The 23,174-nt window shown below is 62.5% G+C and carries 23 protein-coding genes and 1 pseudogene; 14 read left to right on the top strand and 10 right to left on the bottom strand.

What is annotated here, in order from left to right:
* Positions 1 to 90 precede the first annotated feature (90 nt).
* The 3 genes from mreD to AWB74_RS08940 all read right to left on the bottom strand — a co-directional run bounded on the left by mreD (position 91) and on the right by AWB74_RS08940 (position 2,987).
* Positions 91 to 603 (bottom strand): rod shape-determining protein MreD, encoded by a 513-nt coding sequence (mreD, locus tag AWB74_RS08930; protein ID WP_061122222.1) that lies wholly within the window; start codon positions 601 to 603, stop codon positions 91 to 93.
* The gene (gene mreC / locus AWB74_RS08935) at positions 600 to 1,745 is read right to left on the bottom strand and encodes a rod shape-determining protein MreC (protein WP_061146399.1); all 1,146 of its coding nucleotides are present in this window, start codon (positions 1,743 to 1,745) and stop codon (positions 600 to 602) included. Before mreC ends, mreD begins: the two co-directional genes overlap by 4 nt.
* 198 nt (positions 1,746 to 1,943) lie before the next feature.
* Complete coding sequence (locus AWB74_RS08940; protein WP_004189550.1) at positions 1,944 to 2,987, bottom strand: rod shape-determining protein; 1,044 nt, start codon at positions 2,985 to 2,987, stop codon at positions 1,944 to 1,946.
* A gap of 376 nt (positions 2,988 to 3,363) precedes the next feature.
* On the opposite strand from AWB74_RS08940, the gene gatC reads away from it, so the two are divergent.
* From gatC to AWB74_RS08980, 7 genes are all read left to right on the top strand, one after another.
* Entirely contained in the window at positions 3,364 to 3,663 is a 300-nt protein-coding gene (gene gatC / locus AWB74_RS08945) for an Asp-tRNA(Asn)/Glu-tRNA(Gln) amidotransferase subunit GatC (RefSeq protein ID WP_061146400.1), read from the top strand.
* 59 nt (positions 3,664 to 3,722) lie between these two features.
* The gene (gene gatA, locus AWB74_RS08950; RefSeq protein ID WP_061146401.1) at positions 3,723 to 5,219 is read left to right on the top strand and encodes an Asp-tRNA(Asn)/Glu-tRNA(Gln) amidotransferase subunit GatA; all 1,497 of its coding nucleotides are present in this window, start codon (positions 3,723 to 3,725) and stop codon (positions 5,217 to 5,219) included.
* The gene (gene gatB, locus AWB74_RS08955; protein WP_061146402.1) at positions 5,216 to 6,694 is read left to right on the top strand and encodes an Asp-tRNA(Asn)/Glu-tRNA(Gln) amidotransferase subunit GatB; all 1,479 of its coding nucleotides are present in this window, start codon (positions 5,216 to 5,218) and stop codon (positions 6,692 to 6,694) included. The genes gatA and gatB overlap by 4 nt, the downstream gene beginning before the upstream one ends.
* An 84-nt stretch (positions 6,695 to 6,778) precedes the next feature.
* Positions 6,779 to 7,618, top strand: coding sequence for a polyphosphate kinase 2 family protein (locus AWB74_RS08960; protein ID WP_061146403.1), 840 nt, complete (start codon positions 6,779 to 6,781; stop codon positions 7,616 to 7,618).
* 25 nt (positions 7,619 to 7,643) lie between these two features.
* Positions 7,644 to 8,429: an exodeoxyribonuclease III gene (locus tag AWB74_RS08965; protein ID WP_061146404.1), complete on the top strand. Its 786-nt coding sequence runs from the start codon at positions 7,644 to 7,646 to the stop codon at positions 8,427 to 8,429.
* An 808-nt stretch (positions 8,430 to 9,237) separates the two neighbouring features.
* Entirely contained in the window at positions 9,238 to 10,005 is a 768-nt protein-coding gene (locus AWB74_RS08975; RefSeq protein WP_087038904.1) for a peptidoglycan recognition protein family protein, read from the top strand.
* A complete protein-coding gene (locus tag AWB74_RS08980; RefSeq protein ID WP_061146407.1) occupies positions 10,002 to 10,322 on the top strand; it encodes a hypothetical protein in 321 nt (106 codons plus the stop codon). Before AWB74_RS08975 ends, AWB74_RS08980 begins: the two co-directional genes overlap by 4 nt.
* Before the next feature lie 44 nt (positions 10,323 to 10,366).
* On the opposite strand, the gene AWB74_RS08985 is transcribed toward AWB74_RS08980, so the two are convergent.
* From AWB74_RS08985 to metX, 4 genes are read right to left on the bottom strand one after another with little or no spacing between them, the layout of a single operon-like run.
* Positions 10,367 to 11,281 (bottom strand): M48 family metallopeptidase, encoded by a 915-nt coding sequence (locus tag AWB74_RS08985; RefSeq protein ID WP_061146408.1) that lies wholly within the window; start codon positions 11,279 to 11,281, stop codon positions 10,367 to 10,369.
* Positions 11,278 to 12,564: an AmpG family muropeptide MFS transporter gene (locus AWB74_RS08990; RefSeq protein ID WP_061146409.1), complete on the bottom strand. Its 1,287-nt coding sequence runs from the start codon at positions 12,562 to 12,564 to the stop codon at positions 11,278 to 11,280. The genes AWB74_RS08985 and AWB74_RS08990 overlap by 4 nt, the downstream gene beginning before the upstream one ends.
* A gap of 46 nt (positions 12,565 to 12,610) precedes the next feature.
* Positions 12,611 to 13,219: a methionine biosynthesis protein MetW gene (gene metW, locus AWB74_RS08995; protein ID WP_014190125.1), complete on the bottom strand. Its 609-nt coding sequence runs from the start codon at positions 13,217 to 13,219 to the stop codon at positions 12,611 to 12,613.
* The gene (gene metX / locus AWB74_RS09000; RefSeq protein WP_061146410.1) at positions 13,216 to 14,361 is read right to left on the bottom strand and encodes a homoserine O-succinyltransferase MetX; all 1,146 of its coding nucleotides are present in this window, start codon (positions 14,359 to 14,361) and stop codon (positions 13,216 to 13,218) included. Before metX ends, metW begins: the two co-directional genes overlap by 4 nt.
* A 297-nt stretch (positions 14,362 to 14,658) precedes the next feature.
* Here metX and AWB74_RS09005 point away from each other — a divergent pair, with 297 nt between their 5' ends.
* Positions 14,659 to 14,940, top strand: a complete 282-nt coding sequence (locus AWB74_RS09005; protein ID WP_061146411.1) for a type II toxin-antitoxin system Phd/YefM family antitoxin — start codon at positions 14,659 to 14,661, stop codon at positions 14,938 to 14,940.
* A complete protein-coding gene (locus tag AWB74_RS09010) occupies positions 14,937 to 15,257 on the top strand; it encodes a type II toxin-antitoxin system RelE/ParE family toxin (protein ID WP_061146412.1) in 321 nt (106 codons plus the stop codon). Before AWB74_RS09005 ends, AWB74_RS09010 begins: the two co-directional genes overlap by 4 nt.
* 29 nt (positions 15,258 to 15,286) lie before the next feature.
* On the opposite strand, the gene AWB74_RS09015 is transcribed toward AWB74_RS09010, so the two are convergent.
* On the bottom strand, positions 15,287 to 16,033 hold the full coding sequence (locus AWB74_RS09015) for a pyrimidine 5'-nucleotidase (RefSeq protein WP_061146413.1): 747 nt from the start codon (positions 16,031 to 16,033) through the stop codon (positions 15,287 to 15,289).
* 49 nt (positions 16,034 to 16,082) lie between these two features.
* Positions 16,083 to 16,982, bottom strand: coding sequence for an acetylglutamate kinase (gene argB / locus AWB74_RS09020; protein ID WP_016343979.1), 900 nt, complete (start codon positions 16,980 to 16,982; stop codon positions 16,083 to 16,085).
* Between the two features lie 142 nt (positions 16,983 to 17,124).
* Here argB and AWB74_RS09025 point away from each other — a divergent pair, with 142 nt between their 5' ends.
* The 5 genes from AWB74_RS09025 (at position 17,125) to AWB74_RS09045 (ending at position 22,911) form a co-directional block, all read left to right on the top strand.
* Entirely contained in the window at positions 17,125 to 17,346 is a 222-nt protein-coding gene (locus tag AWB74_RS09025; protein ID WP_061146439.1) for a cysteine-rich CWC family protein, read from the top strand.
* A gap of 132 nt (positions 17,347 to 17,478) precedes the next feature.
* Entirely contained in the window at positions 17,479 to 18,783 is a 1,305-nt protein-coding gene (locus AWB74_RS09030) for an ATP-binding protein (protein ID WP_061146414.1), read from the top strand.
* Between the two features lie 49 nt (positions 18,784 to 18,832).
* Complete coding sequence (locus AWB74_RS09035) at positions 18,833 to 19,375, top strand: response regulator transcription factor (protein ID WP_061146415.1); 543 nt, start codon at positions 18,833 to 18,835, stop codon at positions 19,373 to 19,375.
* Positions 19,376 to 19,902: 527 nt separating this feature from the next.
* Positions 19,903 to 21,456 (top strand): methyl-accepting chemotaxis protein, encoded by a 1,554-nt coding sequence (locus AWB74_RS09040; protein WP_061146416.1) that lies wholly within the window; start codon positions 19,903 to 19,905, stop codon positions 21,454 to 21,456.
* A gap of 153 nt (positions 21,457 to 21,609) precedes the next feature.
* Positions 21,610 to 22,911, top strand: a complete 1,302-nt coding sequence (locus AWB74_RS09045) for a solute carrier family 23 protein (protein WP_061146417.1) — start codon at positions 21,610 to 21,612, stop codon at positions 22,909 to 22,911.
* A gap of 134 nt (positions 22,912 to 23,045) precedes the next feature.
* Here AWB74_RS09045 and AWB74_RS49010 read toward each other — a convergent pair.
* Positions 23,046 to 23,174: pseudogene (locus AWB74_RS49010) on the bottom strand (IS110 family transposase); the annotation flags it as partial.

Consider the following 23,174-nt stretch of genomic DNA (forward strand, 5'->3'; position numbering starts at 1 on the left):
GCAGCTTTCGCGGTTTATCGCGATGTTTCGCGATTCAAGTGTAGTTCGCGCGCGCGTGTTTATCCGGCGATGGACCGCGCGCTGTCATGCTCAGATTGGGCGCGTGTCGTCCGGGTCGGCGGCGCGGCGCTGCGGCATGAGCAACAGGAAGCTCGCGACCGGCCAGAGCAGCGCTTCCACGAATCCGTTGGTCAGATAGCTCCAGCCGGGGAACGCGGCGCCCGTCATCAGGCGAATGATGAACGGCACGAGATGCGCGCCCACGAGCAGCGGCGCGACGACGAACGTCTGCACGGGCAGCGTCATCCACAGCACGCGGCGGTGGATCGTGATCGCGCCGTACGAAAGAAGCGTGTAAGCCAGTGCATGCTCGCCGAGCAGATTCGCGTTGTGCACGTCCATCAGGATGCCGAGCATGAACGCGATGCCCATGCCGACCTTGCGCGGCTGGTGCACGTTCCAGAACAGCAGCACGAGCGCGACGAAATCCGGCACGCCGATGAGCCGTCCCCATGGCATCAGATTCAGTAGAAACGCTGCCGCCAGGCTGAACGTGATGAAGTACGGATTGACAGGCTGCAGGATGTATTGCGGACGATTCATTGCGCGGCTCCCGAGGATGCGGGTTTCGGCGCTTGCGCCTTCTTCGATGGTTTCGCCGCCGCGCCCGATGCCGCTTTGGGCGTCGCAGCCTTGGGCGTGGACGCTTGCGCGGGCTTCGCAGCCGGTGCGGGCGCCGCCGCGGCCGCGGGCGTGGACCCCGGGGCCGGCGCGGATGCACCCGCCACCGCCGATGCACCGCTCGCACCCGCCGCGGCCGCCGCCTTCGGCGCGGCCTTCTTCTTGCCCTTGTTTTCCTTCGCTTCCTTGGCGGCCGCGGCCGCTTCGACTTCGATGGGATTCGGCGGGACGTTCAGGTTGTAATGCAGCACGAGCAACTGACGCGTGCCGCGCACGGCGGCGATCGGCAGGCAGACGACGCGCGCGAACGCCGTGTCCGCCTGCTTGTCGACACGCAGGACTTTTGCGACCGGCAGTCCCGGCGGATAGATGCCGTCGAGGCCGCTCGTCACGAGTTCGTCGCCGGCCTGGACGTCGGCGCTGATCGGCACGAAGCGCAGATCGAGCGTATCGCCCTTCGGCGTGCCGTAGATCACGCTGCGCAATCCGGTGCGCGCGATCTGTACGGGCACGGCCTGATCCTTGTCGGTGAGGAGCGTGACTTCCGATTGCAACGGAAATACGCGCGTGACCTGACCGATGACACCGTCTTCGGTGACGACCGGCGCGCCGTCCTGGATGTTCTGCTGCGAACCCTTGCCGATCACCACTTTCTGTGTGAACGGATCGCGCGTGTCGTACTGGATTTCGGCGGGCGTTTCTTCGGTGCTCGCGCGCGATTGCAGATTCAGCAGCGCGCGCAGATGCGCGTTCTCGATGGCGAGTTGCGCCGCATCGCCGGCCTTCACGGACAGTTCGAGATTTTTGTCAGCGAGCTTTGCGTTTTCGCTGCGCAACGTCGCGCTCGTCACGGCGAGGTCTGCCGCGCCCATGAAGATGTCGCGCGGCACGAGCGCCGCGCGCTGTAGCGGGTAGAGCCCCGCACCGAGCATGCCACGCACGATTTCGAGCGTGCTGAAGCGGGCGTCCGAAATGAGCAGCGCGATGGCCAGCACCACGAAGAAAATCAGACGCGCGAGCGCGGAAGGGCCTTGCTTGAAAAGTGGCGGCGGACTGTATTCCATGGTCGGCGCCGAGGGCGTGAACGGATGGACGATGCTGCAGGTTCTTTCGCCGGCGGCGAAACCTGCCCTACGCTGTTCCGACAACGGCCCGGACAGATGCCGGGCCGTGCGCGCGTCGCGTCACGCGGATGCTTTTGCTGGTCGCGTCGAAGACTAATACGCCCAAAGGACGAAGAGCGAAAGTCTTCGGCAGGGCGATCACTCGTACGAGAAGATGCTGCCGAGCTTGTCCATGCGCTCGAGCGCCATGCCCGAGCCGCGCACCACGCAGGTCAGCGGGTCTTCGGCGACGAGCACCGGCAGACCGGTTTCTTCCGCGAGCAGGCGGTCGAGGTCGCGCAGGAGCGCGCCGCCGCCCGTCAGCATCATGCCGCGCTCGGCGATGTCCGCGCCGAGTTCCGGCGGCGTCTGTTCCAGCGCGATCTTCACCGACGAGACGATCTGGTTCAGCGGGTCCGTCAATGCTTCGAGAATTTCGTTGCTCGAAATGGTGAAGCTGCGCGGAATGCCCTCGGACAGGTTGCGGCCCTTGACTTCCATCTCCTTGACTTCGGAGCCGGGGAATGCCGAACCGATTTCCTTCTTGATGGCTTCGGCGGTCTGCTCGCCGATCAACATGCCGTAGTTGCGGCGAATGTAGTTGACGATGGCTTCGTCGAACTTGTCGCCGCCCACGCGCACGGAGCCCTTGTACACGATGCCGCCGAGCGAGATGACGCCGACTTCCGTGGTGCCGCCGCCGATGTCGACGACCATTGAGCCCGTTGCTTCCGACACCGGCAGGCCCGCGCCGATTGCGGCGGCCATCGGCTCTTCGATCAGATAGACCTGCGAAGCGCCCGCGCCGTGCGCCGCTTCCTTGATCGCGCGGCGCTCGACTTGCGTCGAACCGCACGGCACGCAAATGATGATGCGCGGCGACGGCGAGAACATGCGGGATTCGTGAGCGGTCTTGATGAACTGCTTGATCATCTGCTCGGTGACGGTGAAGTCGGCGATCACGCCGTCCTTCATCGGCCGGATGGCCTCGATGTTGCCCGGCACTTTACCGAGCATCTGTTTGGCTTCCTTGCCTACCGCCTGAATGGTCTTCTTGCCGTTGGGGCCGCCTTCCTGGCGAATCGAAACGACCGAGGGTTCGTCCAGGACGATGCCCTTGCCGCGCATGTAGATCAGCGTGTTGGCGGTGCCAAGGTCAATCGCCAGGTCGTTGGAGAAATAGCTGCGCAAAAAACCGAACATTCAAAAATCCTGTGTCGCTGGGTGGCCGTTCGTCGCAAGCAGCGCCGGTGACGGCAGCGGAAAAAATAACGGTTTGCCGGAGCGGCGAAGGCTCGCCGCGAGGTGCAAATCCGGGAAGAAATCTACAGCAGAACGGAACGCCGTACGCAAACGTTTCTCACAATTCAATGATTCGCGGAGAAAGCCGCTGGCCGGGCGTTCGAGGGGTGAGTCGAACGTGTAATGATACCTTATAATTTGCGGGCATCTATAGGAAAAGGATGGCACTTTCTGCCATCGCCAAACCTGTTTCCGAGGGCTCCTTTCAAGATCGTAACTGGCTGTCGCAGCGAAAGTTTTCGAATCTGGGGCTGTCCACGCTTTCTCCGGTGATTCCATGTCTTTGACCCTGACCGACGTAAAACGCATCGCGCACCTCGCGCGGCTCGAATTGCCCGAGCATGAAGCCGAACCGACGCTTGCGCGGCTCAACGATTTTTTCGGTCTCGTCGAGCAGATGCAGGCCGTCGACACGGCCGGCATCGAACCGCTCGCGCACCCGATCGACGCGATCGAGGAAGTCGCGCTGCGTCTGCGTGACGACGCTGTCTCAGAGCGCGTCGAGCGCGAAGAGTTCCAGCGTTCGGCGCCTGCCGTGCAGGACGGGCTGTATCTCGTGCCGAAAGTCATCGAGTAACCGTCGAATATTCAGCAGAAGCGCGTGGCACGCGGTGCCGCGCTCATCAGGGAACTGCAATGCATCAAAAAAGCTTGACCGAACTGCGCGCCGCGCTCGACTCGAAGGAAGTCTCCGCCGTCGAGCTGGCGCAGTCGTATCTGCAACGCATCGAGGCTGCGAAGGCGCTGAACGCGTTCATCGGCATCGATAGCAACATCACGCTCGAACAGGCGAAAGCCGCTGACGCGCTCATCGCTCAAGGCCGTGCGGGCGCGCTGACCGGCCTGCCGATCGCGCATAAAGACGTCTTCGTCACGCGCGGCTTTGCGTCGACGGCCGGCTCGCACATGCTCGAAAACTACGCGAGCCCGTTCGATGCGACCGTCGTCGATCGTCTTAAGGCGGCCGGCATGGTCACGCTCGGCAAGACCAACATGGACGAATTCGCGATGGGCTCGTCCAACGAGAATTCGTACTTCGGCGCGGTGAAGAATCCGTGGGATCTGAAGGCGGTGCCGGGCGGCTCGTCGGGCGGTTCGGCCGCTGCCGTCGCCGCGCGTCTCGCGCCCGCCGCGACGGGCACGGACACCGGAGGCTCGATTCGCCAGCCCGCGTCGTTCACCGGCATCACCGGGATCAAGCCGACTTACGGCCGCGTTTCGCGTTATGGAATGATCGCGTTCGCATCGTCGCTGGATCAGGCGGGCCCGATGGCGCAGACCGCCGCCGACTGCGGACTGCTGCTCAACGCGATGGGCGGCTTCGACGAGCGCGACTCGACGAGCCTGCAACGCGACAACGAAGACTACACGCGCTACATCGGCAAGAACTGGAGCGACGACGCATCGAAGCCGCTCGCCGGTTTGCGCATCGGCATGCCGAAGGAGTACTTCGGCGCCGGACTCGCGGATGACGTGCGCGCCGCCATCGACGCCGCGTTGAAGCAATACGAAGCGCTCGGCGCGACGCTCGTCGAAGTGTCGCTGCCGAAGACCGAGCTTTCGATTCCCGTCTACTACATCATCGCGCCGGCGGAGGCATCGTCGAATCTGTCGCGCTTCGACGGCGTGCGCTACGGGCACCGCGCGGCGCAGTACAAGGACCTGCTCGACATGTACAAGAAGTCGCGCGCGGAAGGCTTCGGGCCGGAAGTGAAGCGGCGGATTCTCGTCGGCACCTACGTGCTGTCGCACGGCTACTACGACGCGTACTACCTGCAGGCGCAGAAGATCCGCCGCATCATCGCGCGCGATTTCCAGGAAGCGTTCAGGCAGTGCGACGTCATCATGGGACCGGTCGCGCCGTCCGTCGCATGGAATCTCGGCGAGAAGACCGACGATCCCGTCCAGATGTATCTCGCCGATATCTACACGCTGTCCGTGAGCCTCGCCGGTTTGCCGGGTATGAGCGTGCCGTGCGGATTCGGCGCGGGCGCGAATGCGAATCGCCCGGTCGGTATGCAGATCATCGGCAATTATTTCAACGAAGCCCGGATGCTCCAGGTCGCCGACGCGTTCCAGCGCGCGACCGATTGGCACCGCAAGGCGCCAACTGCCTCGATGTCGGGAGAATGAACATGCAGTGGGAAGTCGTCATCGGACTGGAAACGCACGCGCAGCTTTCCACCGTCTCCAAGATTTTCTCGGGCGCGCCCACGCAGTTCGGCGCGAGCCCGAACTCGCAGGCGAGCCCCGTCGATCTCGCGCTGCCCGGCGTGCTGCCCGTGATGAACCGCGGCGCCGTCGAGCGCGCGATCCGCTTCGGTCTCGCGATCGACGCGCATATCGCGCCGCGCAGCATCTTCGCGCGCAAGAACTACTTCTATCCGGATCTTCCGAAGGGCTATCAGATCAGCCAGTACGAGATTCCGGTCGTGCAGGGCGGCACGATTACGATCCAGGTGCCGGCCAATGAAAAGGCGGGCAAGGAAGCCTATTCGAAGACCATCAATCTGACGCGCGCGCATCTGGAAGAAGATGCGGGGAAGTCGCTGCACGAAGACTTCGCAGGCATGACGGGCATCGACCTGAACCGCGCCGGCACGCCGCTGCTGGAAATCGTCACCGAGCCGGAAATGCGCAGCGCGGCGGAAGCGGTCGCGTATGCGAAGGCGCTGCATGGTCTTGTCGTGTGGCTCGGCATCTGCGACGGCAACATGCAGGAAGGCTCGTTCCGCTGCGACGCGAACGTTTCGGTGCGTCCGGTCGGCCAGAAGGAATTCGGCACGCGCGCCGAGATCAAGAACCTGAACTCGTTCCGCTTTCTCGAAGAGGCGATTCAGTACGAAGTGCGCCGTCAGATCGAGTTGATCGAAGACGGCGGCACGGTGGTTCAGGAAACGCGTCTCTACGATCCGGACAAGCGCGAAACACGCTCGATGCGCAGCAAGGAAGACGCGCACGATTATCGCTATTTCCCGGACCCGGACCTGATGCCGCTCGTGATCGATTCGTCGTGGGTCGAGCGCGTGAAGGGCGGCATGCCCGAGTTGCCGGCGGACATGCAAAAGCGGTTCGTCGATACCTACGGTCTGACGCCGTATGACGCGGGCGTGCTGACCTCATCGAAGGCGATGGCGTCGTACTTCGAAGCGCTCGTGCAGAAAGCGGGCGGGGCCCAGGCGAAGATTGCCGCAAACTGGATGATGGGCGACGTCTCCGCGCAACTGAATCGCGAATCGCTCGATATCAGCGAGTCGCCGGTGTCGAGCGCGCAACTGGCGCTGATCGTGCAACGCATCGCCGACGGCACCATCTCCAACAAGATCGCGAAGGACATCTTCCAGACGATCTGGGAAGAGAAGGCGACGGACGACGCGGCGGCGGACCGCATCATCGACGCGAAAGGTTTGAAGCAGATTTCGGACAGCGGCGCGCTCGAGGCGATCATCGACGAGGTGCTCGCGGCGAACCAGAAATCGGTCGATGAATTCCGCGCGGGCAAGGAGAAGGCGTTCAATGCGCTGATCGGCCAGGCGATGAAGGCGACGAAAGGCAAGGCGAATCCGCAGCAAGTCAACGAGCTGCTGAAGAAGAAGCTATCCTCCTGATTGCTTGAAATCTTTTGGAACGGGCTGCTGCCGGTTGAGCTCGGCGGCAGCCCGTTTTTTATTGGCGAACCAAGAACAAGAGAAATGGCAAAGAAATCCGATCTCGATGATTTTCGCGTTCCCTTCTTCGATGCCGGCAAGAAGCTGAAGCCCTTCGATCTCACGTCGGTGGATCCCGCCGCGAAGCCATTCTCCAGTGGCACGAAGGACGGCGATCGCGCGCAGCTCGCGGCTATCGGCGTGCAGCTCGACGAGCTTCAGGAGAAGCTGCACGCGCAACGTCGTCAGCGCGTGTTGCTGTTGCTGCAAGGTATGGACACGAGCGGCAAGGACGGCACCGTGCGCGCGGTGTTCCAGAATGTCGATCCGCTCGGCCTGCGCATCGTGCCGTTTCGCGCGCCGTCCGAGCGCGAGGCCGCGCATGATTTCCTCTGGCGCGTGCACGCGCAGGCGCCAATGGCCGGCGAGCTCGCGATCTTCAACCGCAGCCATTACGAAGACGTGCTCGTGCCGCGCGTGCTCGGGACGATCGACAAGGATGAATGCGAGCGCCGTTATCGGCACATTCGCGATTTCGAATCGCTGCTCGCGGACACCGGCACGACCATCGTCAAATGCATGCTGCACATTTCGAAGGACGCGCAGCGCGAGCGCCTGCAGGCGCGCATCGACGATCCGACGAAGCACTGGAAGTTCGATGTCTCCGATCTCGACGCGCGCAAGCAGTGGGACGACTATCAGTCGGCGTACGCGGACGCGCTCGCCGCGACGTCGACCGACTACGCGCCGTGGTACGTCATCCCGGCCGATTCGAAGACGCATCGAAACGTGATGGTCGCCGAACTGTTGCTGCGCACGATGCAAGGCATGAATCTGGAATATCCGCCGGCCAAGGAAGCGCTGAAAGGCGTGAAGGTCGAATAACCGTTATTAAAACAAAAGGAAGCGTATGTTTCGCGTGATTACCGCCAATCTGAACGGCATTCGATCGGCCGCCAAGAAAGGCTTTTTCGACTGGTTCGGCGAGCAGAAATCCGATGTCGTGTGCGTCCAGGAAATCAAATGCTCGCAGGACGATCTGACGCCCGAGTTTCTCGCGCCGCACGGTTTTCAGGGCTATTTCCAGCACGCGGTGAAGAAGGGCTACAGCGGCGCGGGTCTCTATACGCGTCATGAGCCGGATGACGTGATCATCGGCTTCGGCTCGGAAGAGTTCGATCCCGAAGGGCGCTATGTGGAAGCGCGCTTCGGCAAGCTGTCGGTGGTGTCGGTGTATGTGCCATCCGGGTCCAGCGGCGACGAGCGCCAGCAGGCCAAATATCGCTTCATGGACGAGTTCATGCCGCATCTCGCGGAGCTTTCCAATGAGCGCGAAGTCATTCTGTGCGGCGACGTGAACATCGTGCACAAGGAAATCGACATCAAGAACTGGAAGAGCAATCAGAAGAATTCGGGCTGCCTTCCGGAAGAGCGCGAGTGGCTAACGAAGCTTTTCGACGACGTCGGTTATGTCGATGTATTCCGCACGCTCGATCAGCGCCCCGAGCAGTACACGTGGTGGAGCAATCGCGGTCAGGCGTATGCGAAGAACGTCGGGTGGCGTATCGATTATCAGATCGCGACGCAGGAAGTTGCCGCGACTGCGAAGAAGACGTCGATTTTCAGGGATATCAAGTTCAGCGATCATGCGCCGCTGACGATTGATTACGACTGGAAGGTTGGGAAGAAGAAGTAAGAGATATGCGCGCGATGCCTTCCTGCTCAGGGAGATTCGACGCATGCTGCACGCCCGCCTCGCGCGGGCAGTCAACCAAACGTCAATTATTGACATATTCGCCGATGCGCAGTCGGCGGACAATCGCGTCTCTCCAGTTTTTGCGTATTCTTGAGCGCTATATCTTTCAATAACTGAAACGCATTTAGTTCGTGTTGCGAATCTAGTGCGGTGCGCGCTTGAGGAGAATGCTTTTTATGCGCAGGGCAGCGGCTCGAGACGGCGATTCAACGACTACAGCAGGGCGGGTTTTCGCATCCGGCTCTCGGATTAGCGACAAGGGACGAAGGATCGTACTTGATGGTAACGACGCGACGTGCGGTCAATGCGCCGGCCTTTTCAAGATTCGGGGAAGCGGGCGCAGTATCTTCAATGCAGCCCGAAATGTCGTCGTCGATCAGGACGAAGTGTTATGTCCTTGTGGCAATAATCGAGTGATCGTCGGAGTCAATCCAGGCATTTGGCTGAAATCCGAGCAAGGTGCTCCCCGGACCGGCGCCGCGAGTCTCTTCCAGGAAACCGAGAAATCCGCTGACGCTGGTGATGGCAAGAAGTGCGTGAGGTGGTTTCTCGTACGAGACAGTGAAAGCCGCGAACCGCTGTCCAATCAGCGCTTCATAGCGTATGCGAGCGGTGTGCGGCAGTCAGGCTTAACGGATGCGCAAGGTTACGCGCGAGTCGAGACCGACGGAGTGGAAACGGTGCGACTACATGTCGTCTTCTCGTCACCTAGGCGGGACTTGCATCCCGTGGAAGGAGCGTAACGGCTGTGAACTACAACATCGAGCATTGGACGTCGGCCTGTACGACCTTCGGCAGCACTAAAGACGATGTCATTCCCGTTTCTGTCAATAATCGCGCCGCGACACGGCGCGCGATCATTGATGAGCTTGCACGTCAAGGCTGCCCGCTAATTGAGCGATCGACGTGGCACGCCAAGCCGCCAAGAGGGGCGATGAGGCAAAGTCATTGGGATTATCACGACATCGTGCTGCATCACGCGGGTCGCAGCTATTCCTGTGGTGCCTCTTCCATCGAAGAAATGCGACGTATGCAAGAAGAGGATATGGGCAGAAGTGCACCGTTTGACGATGCAGGATATCACTACGCCATTTCGTGCCAAGGCGAAATATACGAGGCTCGGGACATTCGATACATCGGTGAGCACGTCGCTGGTGATAATACGGGAAAGATCGGAATTGTTCTTCTTGCAGATCTCGTGCAGGCAGGCGAGGCGTACGAGCAGGAATATGGTCACCTTTCGCTCTTCGATAAAATCAGAAACATCCGCGGAATCTTGACCGATCAGGTCGTTTTTCGGCACGACACTCCGACAGCCTTTCAGCGAAAGGCACTGAAGACTTTATGTAGCATCCTGAGGGAGTTCTTCAATATTGGTCGGCTGGGTGGACATAGGGAGTATCAGCAACTAGCTACGCATAAAGGGCGAGCATGTCCCGGTAATCTTGGAATGGATATCGTGAGGTTGCTGCGTTCAGAGTTATCGCTGGCTGCGCCGGGATCGCGGTCGTCATGACGAGAAGAGGACCTTTACTCGCTCTCACCGTTATTGCTGCGTGCACACTGCTCATTTTTTACTCAACGGTGGGTTACTATTTTTCCTATATCGATCATGAGGCGCACGTCGTCTATTTCTTCAAGAAAGGCGTGACTTTCAGAAGGGAGTTCGTGAATCCGTTCGCCAATGAGGGTGATGCGCTGCCCGTCAGTAAGTTACCGTCCGACGCGCGACGCGAGTTGTCCGACTATTGTGAGTTTGCCTACGGCATAACCCGTAACGACGACGAAGCACTCGAAGGTTGTAGGGCAAGGATCATTCAGGAAGTTCAGTAATCGATGAGCTGCGCACCCCGCCTTCAGGACGCCGCTTCTCATAGCTACCGCCCCGGCTTCTTGAACCGCCCCATCCCCGCATAATTCGGCAACGCATCGATGCTCTTGCCAAGCGCCTTCGCATACAGCGGCATCATGTCCGACATGCGCTTGAGCAAGTCCTGCTTGCGATCCGGCCCGTACGGATGCAGCCAGATGAAGCCGTCATCGGCGCGGCGCGTGGCCGTATCGATCTTGTTCCACAACGTGACGGCCGCGCGCGGATCGTAGCCCGCGCGCGAGGCGATCTCGCTGCCGATCACATCGGCTTCAGTTTCGTCGGCGGGGGAATAGCGCATGGAAAGCAGTTCGTCGCCGATATCGGGCTGCTGCGACGCGTAGTTCGAAAACCCGAAAAGCTGCGGCATGCCGCCCGACGAAAGCTGCGCCGCCTGCTGGCGGCCGAGCCGTTCGCGCGCGTGCTCACGCAGCGCATGCGCGATCTCGTGGCCGATCATCATGCCGATTTCGTTGTCGTTCAGACGCAGCTTGTCGATGAGCCCGCTATACACGACGATCTTCCCGCCCGGCAGGCACACCATGCGTGCATCGGGCGACTTGATGACGTTGATCTCCCACTTCCAGCTCTTCGCGCGATCGTTCCACTTGAGCGCGAACGGAATCTCGTGATTCGCGATATCGCGCACGCGTTTGACCAGCGGGTTGCTGTCGGGAAGAAGCGTCTTGTTGCGCTCGGCGTCGTGGATGACCTGCGCGTATTCCTCGGCGGACTGCGCTTCGAGCGTCGCGGGCGCGATCAGATTGCGAAAGAGCGCCGTATTACCGAAGCGGATCTGGTTGTTCGGTGCGGAGTACGGCGGCGGCGTCTTCTGTTCGTCCTGAGCCTGCGCGGACAAAGGCGCGAGCGACGCCCATGTCACGGCGCAAACCAAGGCGCGAAACTTGAAAGAAACCGTCATCGTTGAGTTCTCCAGGGCGCAATTTTCGGCAACAGTAACATGCCCGGAAAGGACAGCGCGACGCAGATCAGGAAGTACGGAAACCAGCCCGTTTCAGCGACGATATAGCCGCTGCCCGCCGCCGCGAACGTGCGCGGCACGGCGGCGAGACTCGTGAAGAGCGCGAATTGCGTCGCGGTGTAGCGCGGGTCCGTCGTGCTGGCGATGTACGCGGTGAAGGTGGCGAGCGTGAGACCCGTCGCGAAGGTTTCGAAGCCGTACAACACACCGAGCGCCACCGGCGACGGCCCGATCTTGGCGAGCCACGCAAAGCCGAGCGTCGCGATGATCTGCAAAAAGCCGAAGATCCACAGCCCGCGCGCGATCCCGATCTTCACCAGCGCGATGCCGCCGAGCAATCCGCCCGCGATGCTCGCCCAGAACGCGACCGCCTTCGCGATCACGCCGATCTGCGCGAGCGAAAAGCCCACGTCGATGAAGAACTTCGTCGCGAGCGCGGTCGCCATCGTATCGCCGAGCTTGTACAGGAAGATGAAGCCGAGCACGACGAGCGCCGCGCGCCAGCCGTCGCGCGTGACGAATTCGTGAAACGGCTCGACGATCGCCTCGCGCAGATTCTTCGGCGGCGCGCCGTGAATCTGCGGCTCTTTCACGACGAGCGTCATGATGATGCCCGGAATCATGAACGCGGCCGTGATGATGAAGACCGTCTTCCACGGCAGGAACGTCGCGAGAATCAGCGACAGCGATCCGGGCACGAGACCCGCGACCTTGTACGCATTGACGTGCACCGCGTTGCCTAGCCCTTGCTCGGTATCGGCGAGGAGTTCGCGTCGATACGCATCGATGACGATGTCCTGACTCGCGCCGAAGAACGCGACGAGCGTGGCGATCGCGGCGACGGTCCACAGGCTCTGCTCGGGCGAGAAGAACCCGAACGAGCCGATGGCGATCATCACGAGCACTTGTGTCGCGAACATCCAGCCGCGCCGCCTGCCGGGACGCCAGCCCGGAAAACGCGGAATGTAGCGGTCCATCAGCGGCGACCAGACGAACTTCCACGTGTACGGCAGGCCGATCAGCGCGAACAGGCCGATGTCCTTGACGTTGATGTGCGCAGTCGTGAGCCACGCCTGCAACAGGCTGTAGAGCGTGAAGAGCGGCAATCCGGACGTGAAGCCGAGAAAGACGCAAATGAGGATGCGCTTGTTGAGAAATGCGCGCCAGCCAGGGTGATCTTCGTGAGCAGTTAAAGCGGGCGCCTCGTGTGGCGTATCGGGCATGTCGTGTAAACCGGCGGTTGTCGATGCGTGACGACGCCGGTCATGGTTACCGGCGCTTCACGCGATAGACCGCAAGACTACCACGCCAGTTCGCGCCCCAACGGACCGGCTGCCCGTCGTGCAGCACCACGCGATCCAGAATCTCGATGCCGACTTCCGGCGCGAGCGCCTCGAAATCCTTGATCGTCAGCACGCGCACGTTCGGCGTGTTGTGCCACTGATACGGCAGCGATTTCGATACCGGCATGCGCCCCTGAATCACCGACAGCCGATGCTGCCAGTAACCGAAGTTCGGAAACGACACGATGCACTGCCGTCCGACGCGCACGGTCTCGCGCAGGATCGCGGCGGTCTGGTGAATCGTCTGCAGCGTCTGCGAGAGGATCGCGAAGTCGAAGCTGTCGTCTTCGAAGAGTCGCAGGCCGTCTTCGAGATTCTGCTGGATCACATTCACGCCTTTTTGCGCGCACGCGAGCACGCCGGCATCGTTGATCTCGATGCCATAGCCCTTCACTTCGAGCTCCTCGCCGAGCAGCGAGAGCAGCGAGCCGTCGGCGCAACCGAGATCGAGCACGGTCGAGCGCGGCTCGACCCAGCGGGCGATCGCGCGAAAGTCCGAGCGCAACGCGAGCGAATCGAGGGTGTTCTGGTTCATGCGCCGACCTCCGTGGCGATGCGGTCGTAGTAAGCGCGCATCAGGTTGTGATAGCGCGCGTCGTCGAGCAGGAACGCGTCGTGGCCGTGCGGCGCGTCGATTTCGGCGTAGCTCACCGTGCGCTTGTTGTCGAGCAGCGCCTTCACGATTTCGCGCGAGCGCGCGGGCGCGAAACGCCAGTCCGTCGTGAAGCTCGTGACGAGGTATTTCGCCGATGTATTGGCGAGCGCTTTCGTGAGATCGCCGTCGAAGGCCTTCGCGGGATCGAAATAATCGAGCGCGCGCGTGATGAGCAGATACGTGTTGGCGTCGAAGTATTCGGCGAACTTGTCGGCCTGATAGCGCAGATACGATTCCACTTCGAACTCGACGTCGAAGTTGAAGTTGTACGCATCGAGCGCGCCTTCGGCACGGCGCAGCGCGCGGCCGAATTTCGAGGCCATGTCGTCGTCCGACAGATACGTGATGTGGCCGATCATGCGCGCCACGCGCAAGCCGCGGCGCGGCTTTACTCCGTGCGCGTAGTAATCGCCGCCGTGGAAGTCGGGATCGGAGAGAATCGCGGAGCGCGCCGTTTCGTTGAACGCGATGTTCTGCGCGGAGAGCTTCGGCGTCGATGCCACCACGATGCAGTGCGCGAGCCGCTCCGGATACATCATGCTCCACGCGAGCGCCTGCATGCCGCCGAGGCTGCCGCCCATCACCGCGGCGAAGCGCTCGATGCCGAAGCGGTCCGCGAGTCGCGCCTGCGCGTTCACCCAGTCTTCCACCGTGACCACGGGAAAGCTCGCGCCATACGGCTTGCCGGTGGAGGCATCGATGCTCATCGGCCCCGTCGAACCGAAACACGAGCCGAGATTGTTGACGCCGATGACGAAGAAGCGGTTCGTGTCGAGCGGTTTGCCGGGGCCGACCATGTTGTCCCACCAGCCGACGTCCTTCGGATTATCGGCGTGAATGCCGGCGACGTGATGCGAAGCATTGAGCGCATGGCACACGAGCACCGCGTTCGAGCGCGCGGCATTGAGCTCGCCATACGTTTCGACGACGAGCTCATAGTCGCTGAGGGACGAGCCGTTCTGCATTGCGAGCGGTTCGGTGAAGCGCAGTGTTTGGGGCGTGACGATGCCGATCGATTCCATTCATTCCGCCTTTTACCAGGCGGCTAAACGGGTGTCGGCTGAGCGCGGGAGTAGAGCGGAGTGGCGCGGCTGACGACCTCTTTAGCCGCATTTATAGTGAGCCTCGCGCAATGAGCACTGAGGTTCGCGCGCCCGCAATCGAGTCAGCAAATCGGCGCGTTGTTGAGTAACGGGAAATTCTCGTTAGCGATGAAGTATAGCGGAAATCGTCATAAAGCCGCCATTTGCGGCGGCCTTGGGTGCGCTCCGGTTTAGCGCCTATATTGACTAATCGTCTCGTCTTGCCAGGGAACGGGGATGAAACCGAGCCGCGTCAGACCGCTGAGTCATCTGAAGGGCCGCGCGGCCGAGATGATCCGCAATATCGTCGAGAGCCGCGAGCCGATGCTCATCACGCAGAACGGCGAAGGCCGCGTGGTCGTGCAGGACGTGCAGTCATACGAGGATCTGCATCAGACGCTCGCGCTCCTGAAGATTCTGGCGATGGGACAGAAGACCATCGAAGCCGGCCAGTGCACGAGCGCCGGCGACGTGTTCGCCGAGATCGAGCGCATGGACCGCGAGGAAGGCGTCAAGTGAAGACCGTCTTTCTCGATCCCGTCCGGCAGGATTTGAAGGACTTCCGGCGCTACGTCATCAACAAGTTCGGCGGCACGGCCTGGGCCGCCACGCGCAACAAGTTCGCGGACAGCATCGCGCAGATCGAAGCCGCGCCGCGCGACGGCACGACGCCGCCCGAGCTCGTCGACTTTCGCATGTCGGGCTACTACGAAGTCCTGAGCGGCACGAACCGCATCATCTACAAGGTCGATGGCGACATCATCTACGTGCATCTCGTCGTCGATGCGCGCTCGGACCTCGAAGACCTGCTCGCGCGCCGGCTGTTTCGGATGTAGAAGCAATCGGCGCGATGGACGCCATCGCGTCAGAGCACGCTGCCGCGCATCCCGAGCGTCAGTGCGCGCAGCGATCGCACGGTGCGATCCACATAATGCGGCCGCCCCGCGCCCGGCTTGCGCGCCGACATCCCGCCGCCCGACGTGCGCCCGACCGGCAAGTGACCGACGATCCACACCGTGCGAATCCCGAGCCGCCGATAGCGCTTCAGATGCCCGTGCGTATCTTCGACGAGGATCGCGTCTTCCATACGCACATGCGCACGGCGCATCGCGTGACGCAGCATTGGCGCGTCGGGCTTGGCGCGCCATCGGTCGCCATGCCGCATGTCTTCGATCGCGATCACGCGCTCGATCAGCTTCGCGATGCCCAGCTCCGCGAGCACCGAGCGCGCATAGAGCGTCGGGGCGTTGGTCAGTACGATCTTGCGGCCGGGCAGCGCGCGCACCATGCGGCCGAGGCCGCGCTCGGCGCGCACCATCGACGGAAGGTCGGGGAAGGTATGGACTTCGCGCAGGAAGTCCGCGGCGTCGATGCCGTGATGCTTCACGAGCCCGAGCAGCGCCGCGCCGTAGCGCAACGTATAGCCGACGCGCAGCCGGTTCGCCTCGTCGATGTCGACGTTCAGACGGCTCATGATGTACTGCGTCATGCCGCGGTTGATCGCCGGGAAAATCGCGTGCGACGCGTGATGCAGCGTGTTGTCGAGATCGAAGAGCCAGACGGGGCCGTGTGTCTTGACGCGGCGTTGGCGGGACGGGCGATGCGTGGTCATATGTGAAAACGCCCGCGCAGGGGCGGGCGTTCGAGGAGCGAGGGAATGCTCAATGCGAGCGGATCATCGTGCCGAACGGCTGTTCGGTCAGAATTTCGAGCAGCACCGAATGCTCGATGCGCCCGTCGATGATATGCACCGAGCGCACGCCGCTCTTCGCTGCATCCAGCGCCGAGGAGATCTTCGGCAGCATGCCGCCGGAGATGGTGCCGTCGGCGAAGAGCGCGTCGATTTCGCGCGCGGACAAGTCCGTCAGCAGATTGCCTTCCTTGTCCATCACGCCGGGGATGTTCGTCATCATGACGAGCTTCTCCGCGTTCAGCACGACGGCGAGCTTGCCCGCGACGAGGTCCGCGTTGATGTTGTACGAGAGACCGTCTTCGCCGAAGCCGATCGGCGAAATGACCGGAATGAACGCGTCGTCCTGCAGCGCCTTGACCACGGCCGGATTGATCGCCTCGACTTCGCCGACCTGGCCGATATCGATGAACTGGCCCGGATTATCGCGATCCGGCATGAGCAGCTTGCGCGCGTGGATGAGGCCGCCGTCCTTGCCCGTCAGACCGACCGCCTGACCGCCGAAATGATTGATGAGCGTGACGATGTCCTGCTGCACCTCGCCGCCGAGCACCCACTCGACGACTTCCATCGTTTCTTCGTCGGTGACGCGCATGCCCTGGATGAAGGTGCCCTGCTTGCCGATCTTCTTCAGCGCCTGGTCGATCTGCGGGCCGCCGCCGTGCACGATCACCGGATTGATGCCGACGAGCTTCAGCAAGATGACGTCGCGCGCGAAGCCCTGCTTCAGCCGCTCTTCGGTCATGGCGTTGCCGCCGTATTTGATCACGACCGTCTTGCCGTGATACTGACGGATGTAGGGCAGCGCCTCGGCCAGGATTTCAGCCTTCAGGGTAGGCGCGATTTGCGTGAGGTCAGGTAGCTCGGACATGGCGGCAAATGGGGCGAGGGCGTTTAAACACGCCGAATTGTACAGGACTGCCGCAGCGCAGCAGGTCGAAATACTATGCTTGGTTTCTGGTTCCGGCGCGATGGCCGGCATGCGATCATCGTTCGATCGGACCGGTGACAAAATGATGAACGTACACAGCGAAAAGAGCGATCGCGACGCGCCCGGCGCTCAGGTCTGCGAGCGCTGCGGCGCGGCGTTTCGCTGCGGCAAGCTCGCGGGCGACGCGACATGCTGGTGCGCGACGCTGCCCGCGCTTCCCGCCGATGCGCTGCGTCCGGGCATCGGCTGCCTGTGTCCCGCGTGTCTCGCGGCGCAGGTCGCGCGCGTCGCATCTGCGGATTAGCAGACCGCGTGCCGCCGTGCCCGCCCGGCGAGGTGCGACAAATCGCGCCAGATGCCGCAGCAAGCCAGGTGCAAGCGGGATAATGTCGCATGAAGCGCGAACGCGCTACGGCACCATCGGGCACTCGACTCAATGCATCGCATAACCAACACCGGACGGGTCAATCTCGGTCATCTCTTCTGGCTTCGCTCGCTCGCGATCATCGGCCAGTTGACGACCATCGCCGTCGTGCAGATTTTTTTCGGCGCGAAACTCCCTCTGCCCGCGATGCTGCTCGTGATCGCGCTGGAAATGATCTTCAACGGTCTCACGTGGCTGCGCGTCGCGCGGGCGCGGCCGGAGACCAATTCCGAGCTGTTCGGCCAGATGCTGGTCGACCTCGGCGCGCTCTCGGCGCTCCTGTTTCTGTCGGGCGGCGCGACCAATCCGTTCGTCACGCTGTATTTGCCGTCGCTCGCGATCGCCGCCGCCGTGCTGCCGTGGACGATGATGGCCTGCCTCGCGCTATTCGCCGTCGCCTGCTACGCGCTGCTTTCGTATAACTACGTGCCGCTCAATATCGAGAATCCGGCGAATCTCTTCGATTATTTCCGTACCGGCCTGTGGGTCAACTTCATGGTGAGCGTCGGGCTGATCGGCTGGTTCGTCGCGCGCATGTCTCGGGCGCTGCGCGTGCGCGACGCCGCGCTCGCCGACGCTCAGCAGCGGCATCTGCGCGACGAGCGTGCAGTCGCGCTCGGCGTGCAGGCGGCGACCGTCGCGCATGAAATGGGCACGCCGCTTTCGACCATCGCGATGCTGTCCGAGGAATTGCGCGATGCCGCCGCGCACGACCGCAATCTCGCGCCCTACGCGGCGGATTTCGAGCTGCTCGAGCAGCAGATGGCGCTCTGCACGTCCGCGCTCGCGCGCCTGCGCAGCCGCGCGACGGGACCGTCGAGCCGGCAGCCGCTCGGCGAATGGCTGTCGAGTTTCATCGAACAATGGCGTCTGCGGCATCCGCAGGTGAAGTTCGCGAAGCTCGGTGAGACACCAGCGGACGCGTCCATCGACGATCCCGTGGCCGTCGGCCAAATCTTGACGATTCTGCTCGACAACGCCGCGCGCGCGAGCAGCGAATCGGTGACGCTGCAGGCGTCGGCGGAAGACATCGACGACATGGATTACGTGCGCTTCGACGTGTGCGACAGCGGCCCGGGCATTCCGGCTGCGCTACGCGCCACGCTCGGCGCGGGTCCGGTCGACAGCACGCAAGGCGGGCACGGCGTCGGGCTCTATCTGGCGTTCGCGGCGGCGGCGCGGCTGTCCGGATCGATCGAACTGATCGACGGCAAGCCGCGCGGCACCTGCGCAGTGCTGCGTCTGCCGAACCGCGGCGCGGTGGCTGTCGCGGCGTCGGCGGATGCGGCTGGAACTGAACGAAGCGGTGCGGCCTGAACTCGAAGCAAGGCGCGCCTGAAGGCACGATAGGCACTACGGAGAAAAAATGAGCGATACCAACTTTCTGATCATCGACGACGACGAAGTCTTCGCCGGCATTCTCGCGCGCGGCCTCACGCGCCGCGGTTACACCCCGCATCAGGCGCACGACGGCGACGAAGCGCTGAAGCTCGCCAACCAGCACAAGTTCGGCCAGATCACGGTCGATCTTCACCTCGGCAACGATTCCGGCCTGCGCCTCGTCGCGCCGCTGCGCGACCTTCAGCCCGATGCGCGCATTCTCGTTCTGACCGGCTACGCGAGCATCGCCACCGCCGTGCAGGCGGTGAAGGACGGCGCGGACAACTATCTGGCCAAGCCCGCGAACGTCGAAACGATTCTCGCCGCGCTGCACGAGCAAGCCAGCGAGCAGACGGCCGAAGAAGCGATCGAGAATCCGACGCTGCTCTCCGTCGCGCGGCTCGAATGGGAACATATCCAGCGAGCGCTCGCCGAGAACAACGGCAATATTTCGGCGACGGCGCGCGCGCTCAACATGCATCGGCGCACGCTTCAGCGCAAGCTGGCGAAGAAGCCGGTGCGGCAGTAACGCGGCTTCGCGCGAGTGTCAAAGCGCTCGCGCGGGCGTTTGTTCATCGATACGGGGAAGGGCGACAAGCGGCAGGCTTGCCGGACGCGCATCGGCGCGAAAAGCGATCGCCCAAAAAGAACCGCCCAAGCCGGGTGCCAAGGGCGGTAATCGGAGAGTTGCAACGACTACATGCGTACACATGGAACACGCACACAGACAGCATACGTTGCAACGTTGCGCGCCCATATAAGAAAACTCCCAATTAAGAATTTGCCTACTTTGTCTGCTATTTGGCAGCAATTAGTGGAATTCTTTCACCACTCCTTTCACGGCTCTTTCTCGGGCTTGTCAGCGCTCATTCGCACGGCGTTATCTCCCGCATAGGTCGCTCAAGAAAGTCGAAACGCAGGCCGTAAAGCCACTTTGTGCGCGAACCGAGGTTCGCGTAGCGCTGGCCGCGGGCGTCGTCTGCGGGGCGCTGGCTTTGGCGTGGAACCGGGACGCGGCGGGGCAGTGTCCGCTCGGTTCGACGAGAGGAGATTTCGATGAAATGGTTTGACCGGCTGTCCGTGCGCAGCAAGCTGCTGCTGTCCTTCGTGGTGGTGATTCTGTTCACCGCGTGCGTGGGCGCCACCGGCGTGATTTCGCTCGCGAAGATGAACGGGCTGATCGAGGAAATCGGCGATCGCCACATGGACGGCCTCTACTGGGTCGAGGAAGTCAACAAGCACAAGCTCAACACGGACCTCGCCGCCGCGAACCTCACCTTTGCCGACGATGCCGGCAAGGAAAAGCTGAAGGCAGGCATGGCCGGCTCGCTCGACGGCATGCACCGTGCATTCGAGCGTCTGCGCGCGACCGTGCGCTCCGCGGACGGCATCGCGGCCTACGATGCGGCGAGCGAGTCGGTCGCGGCGTGGGAAGACATCGTGCTGATGCAAATGGGCAAGAAGCCGATGCCGATCGACGTCGATCAAATGGGCATCGTCTCGCGTGCGATCGCCGCGAGCGAGACCGCACGCGATTCGCTCGAACGCCTCGCCGAATTCAAGCGCAAGCGCGCGACCGAAGCGCGCAACAACGCGGCATCGGAATACGAAACGATGCGCATCGTCATGCTCGCATTCGTCTTCGGCGCGATGCTGGCGGGCGCGCTGCTCGCGGTGCTGATCGGCCGGCGGCTTTCGGCGCAGCTCGGCGGCGAGCCGGCGTACGCAGCGGATATCGCCGACCGCATCGCGCGCGGCGATCTGGCTACGCGCGTCGACACGCGTCCTGGCGACGACAGCAGCATGCTCGCGAGCCTTGGCAACATGAGCGCGAAGCTCGCGGATATCGTCGGTGGGATTCGTCATTCGAGCGATTCGATCCTGTTCGCATCGCGCGAAATCGCGCAAGGCAACACGGATCTGTCGCAGCGCACGGAAGAGCAGGCGGCGTCGCTGGAGGAAACCGCGTCGAGCATGGAGCAGCTCACGCAGACCGTGCGCCAGAACGCGAGCAATGCCGACGAAGCGAGCGGCCTCGCGCGCGGCGCATCCGATGTGTCGGCGCGCGGCAGCGAGCTCGTCGGCGAAGTCGTGGAGAACATGCGCGAACTGGCGTCGGGCAGCAAGCGCATGACGGACATCATCGCCGTGATCGAGGGCATCGCGTTTCAGACAAACATTCTCGCGCTGAACGCCGCCGTGGAAGCGGCGCGCGCCGGCGAGGAAGGCCGCGGATTCGCAGTGGTCGCGGGCGAAGTGCGTTCCCTCGCGCAGAGGAGCGCGACGTCGGCGAAGGAGATCAAGGAACTGATCGAAGCATCGACGGCGCGCGTGGACAGCGGCGCGGCGCTCGCCGAGCGCGCGGGTTCGACGATGGCCGAGGTCACGCACGCCGTGCAGCGCGTGACGGACATCATGGCGCAGATTTCGTCGGCTTCGCACGAGCAGAGCGCGGGGATCGAGCAGGTGAATCGCGCCGTCGCGCAGATGGATCAGGTGACGCAGCAGAACGCGGCGCTCGTCGAGCAGGCCGCTGCCGCCGCGGGCGCGATGGCCGATCAGGCCGAGCATCTGAAGAGCGCGGTCGCCGTGTTCGAACTGGCGCGCTGAAGCGGGCGTGACACGGCGCGCGCGGCGGCGGCTCAAACGGTCGTAATATCGGCTCGCTTGCCACCCGACGGCACGCTCCGTACACTCGCGCCAGTTTTTTCATCACGCGCGCCGCTTCGACGGCGCTTCACCGCCGCGAAGGAGGCCCGCCCCATGTCCGATTCCTATTTCCCGCGCTGGCCGGTCCAGCCGGATGCCGGCGAGGGCCGCGTCGTCGCGCCTGACGAGCGCCTCGCCTGGCCGCAGATGATCGCGATGGGTATTCAGCACGTCGTCGCGATGTTCGGCTCGACCGTCCTCGCGCCGCTCCTGATGGGCTTCGATCCCAATTTGTGCATTTTCATGTCGGGCATCGGCACGTTGTTGTTCTTCGTGCTGGTCGGCGGGCGCGTGCCGAGTTACCTCGGATCGAGCTTCGCATTCATTGGACTCGTGATCGCGGTGACGGGCTACGGCGGCCACGGCCCGAACATGAACATCGCCGTGGCGCTTGGCGGGATCATCGCGTGCGGCGTGGCATACGCGATCATCGGCGTGATCGTTGCGGCGGTCGGCACGAAGTGGATCGAAGCGCTGATGCCGCCGGTCGTGACGGGCGCGATCGTCTGCGTGATCGGGCTGAATCTCGCGCCGATCGCCGTGAAGGGCGTGATGGGCAGCAGCTTCGAATCGTGGATGGCGCTCGTCACCGTGCTGTGCGTGGGCGGCGTCGCGGTGTTTGCGCGCGGCATGGCGCAGCGCCTGCTGATTCTGATCGGCCTTGCGATTGCTTACGCGATCTATGCGGTGCTGACCAACGGCATGGGGATGGGCAAGCCGATTGACTTTTCGATCGTCGCGAAGGCGGCGTGGTTCGGCATGCCGCACTTCACCGCGCCGGTGTTCGAAGCCCCCGCAATGACGCTGATCGCACCTGTCGCGATCATTCTCGTCGCGGAGAATCTCGGGCATATCAAGGCGGTTGGCGCGATGACCGGCAAGAGCCTCGACAAGTACATCGGGCGTGCGTTCATCGGCGATGGATTGGCGACGATCGCTTCCGGTTTCGCGGGCGGTACGGGGGTGACGACTTATGCCGAGAACATCGGTGTGATGGCCGTCACCAAGATTTATTCGACGCTCGTGTTTGTGATTGCTGCGTTGTTCGCAATCGTGCTCGGGTTTTCGCCGAAGTTCGGCGCGGTGATTCAGACGATTCCTGGGCCTGTTTTGGGCGGTGTTTCGATCGTCGTGTTCGGGTTGATCGCCGTCACTGGGGCGCGGATTTGGGTCGTCAATAAGGTGGATTTTTCGGATAACCGGAATCTCATCGTGGCTGCCGTGACACTCGTGCTTGGGACCGGGGATTTCACGCTCAAACTCGGTGGGTTCGCGCTTGGGGGCATCGGGACCGCTACGTTTGGCGCGATTATTTTTTATGCGCTGTTGCGGCGGCGGGGGGCTGGGGTTGTTTGAGGTTTTTTTGACGTCGCCGGATCCCGCATTCGTGTTGGTTTATTAGCACTGCCCCTCCCCGGGGCGGGGGTAACTTTCTTTGCTGCTGCAAAGAAAGCAACTGTATTGAGAGTCAAGGTTTGAAGCGCAAAAGATCATGGTTTGGAGGGGTTCCAGTGTTTGGCGTCACGCATCATGGCGTTGAGTTGAGTGAGCAACTTACGCATGCCGGCGACGAAGGCGACCTTGGTTTTCTTGCCTCTGGCACGTAGCTGATCGCAAAA

It is taken from the genome of Caballeronia arvi (assembly GCF_001544695.2).
Taxonomy (GTDB): domain Bacteria; phylum Pseudomonadota; class Gammaproteobacteria; order Burkholderiales; family Burkholderiaceae; genus Caballeronia; species Caballeronia arvi.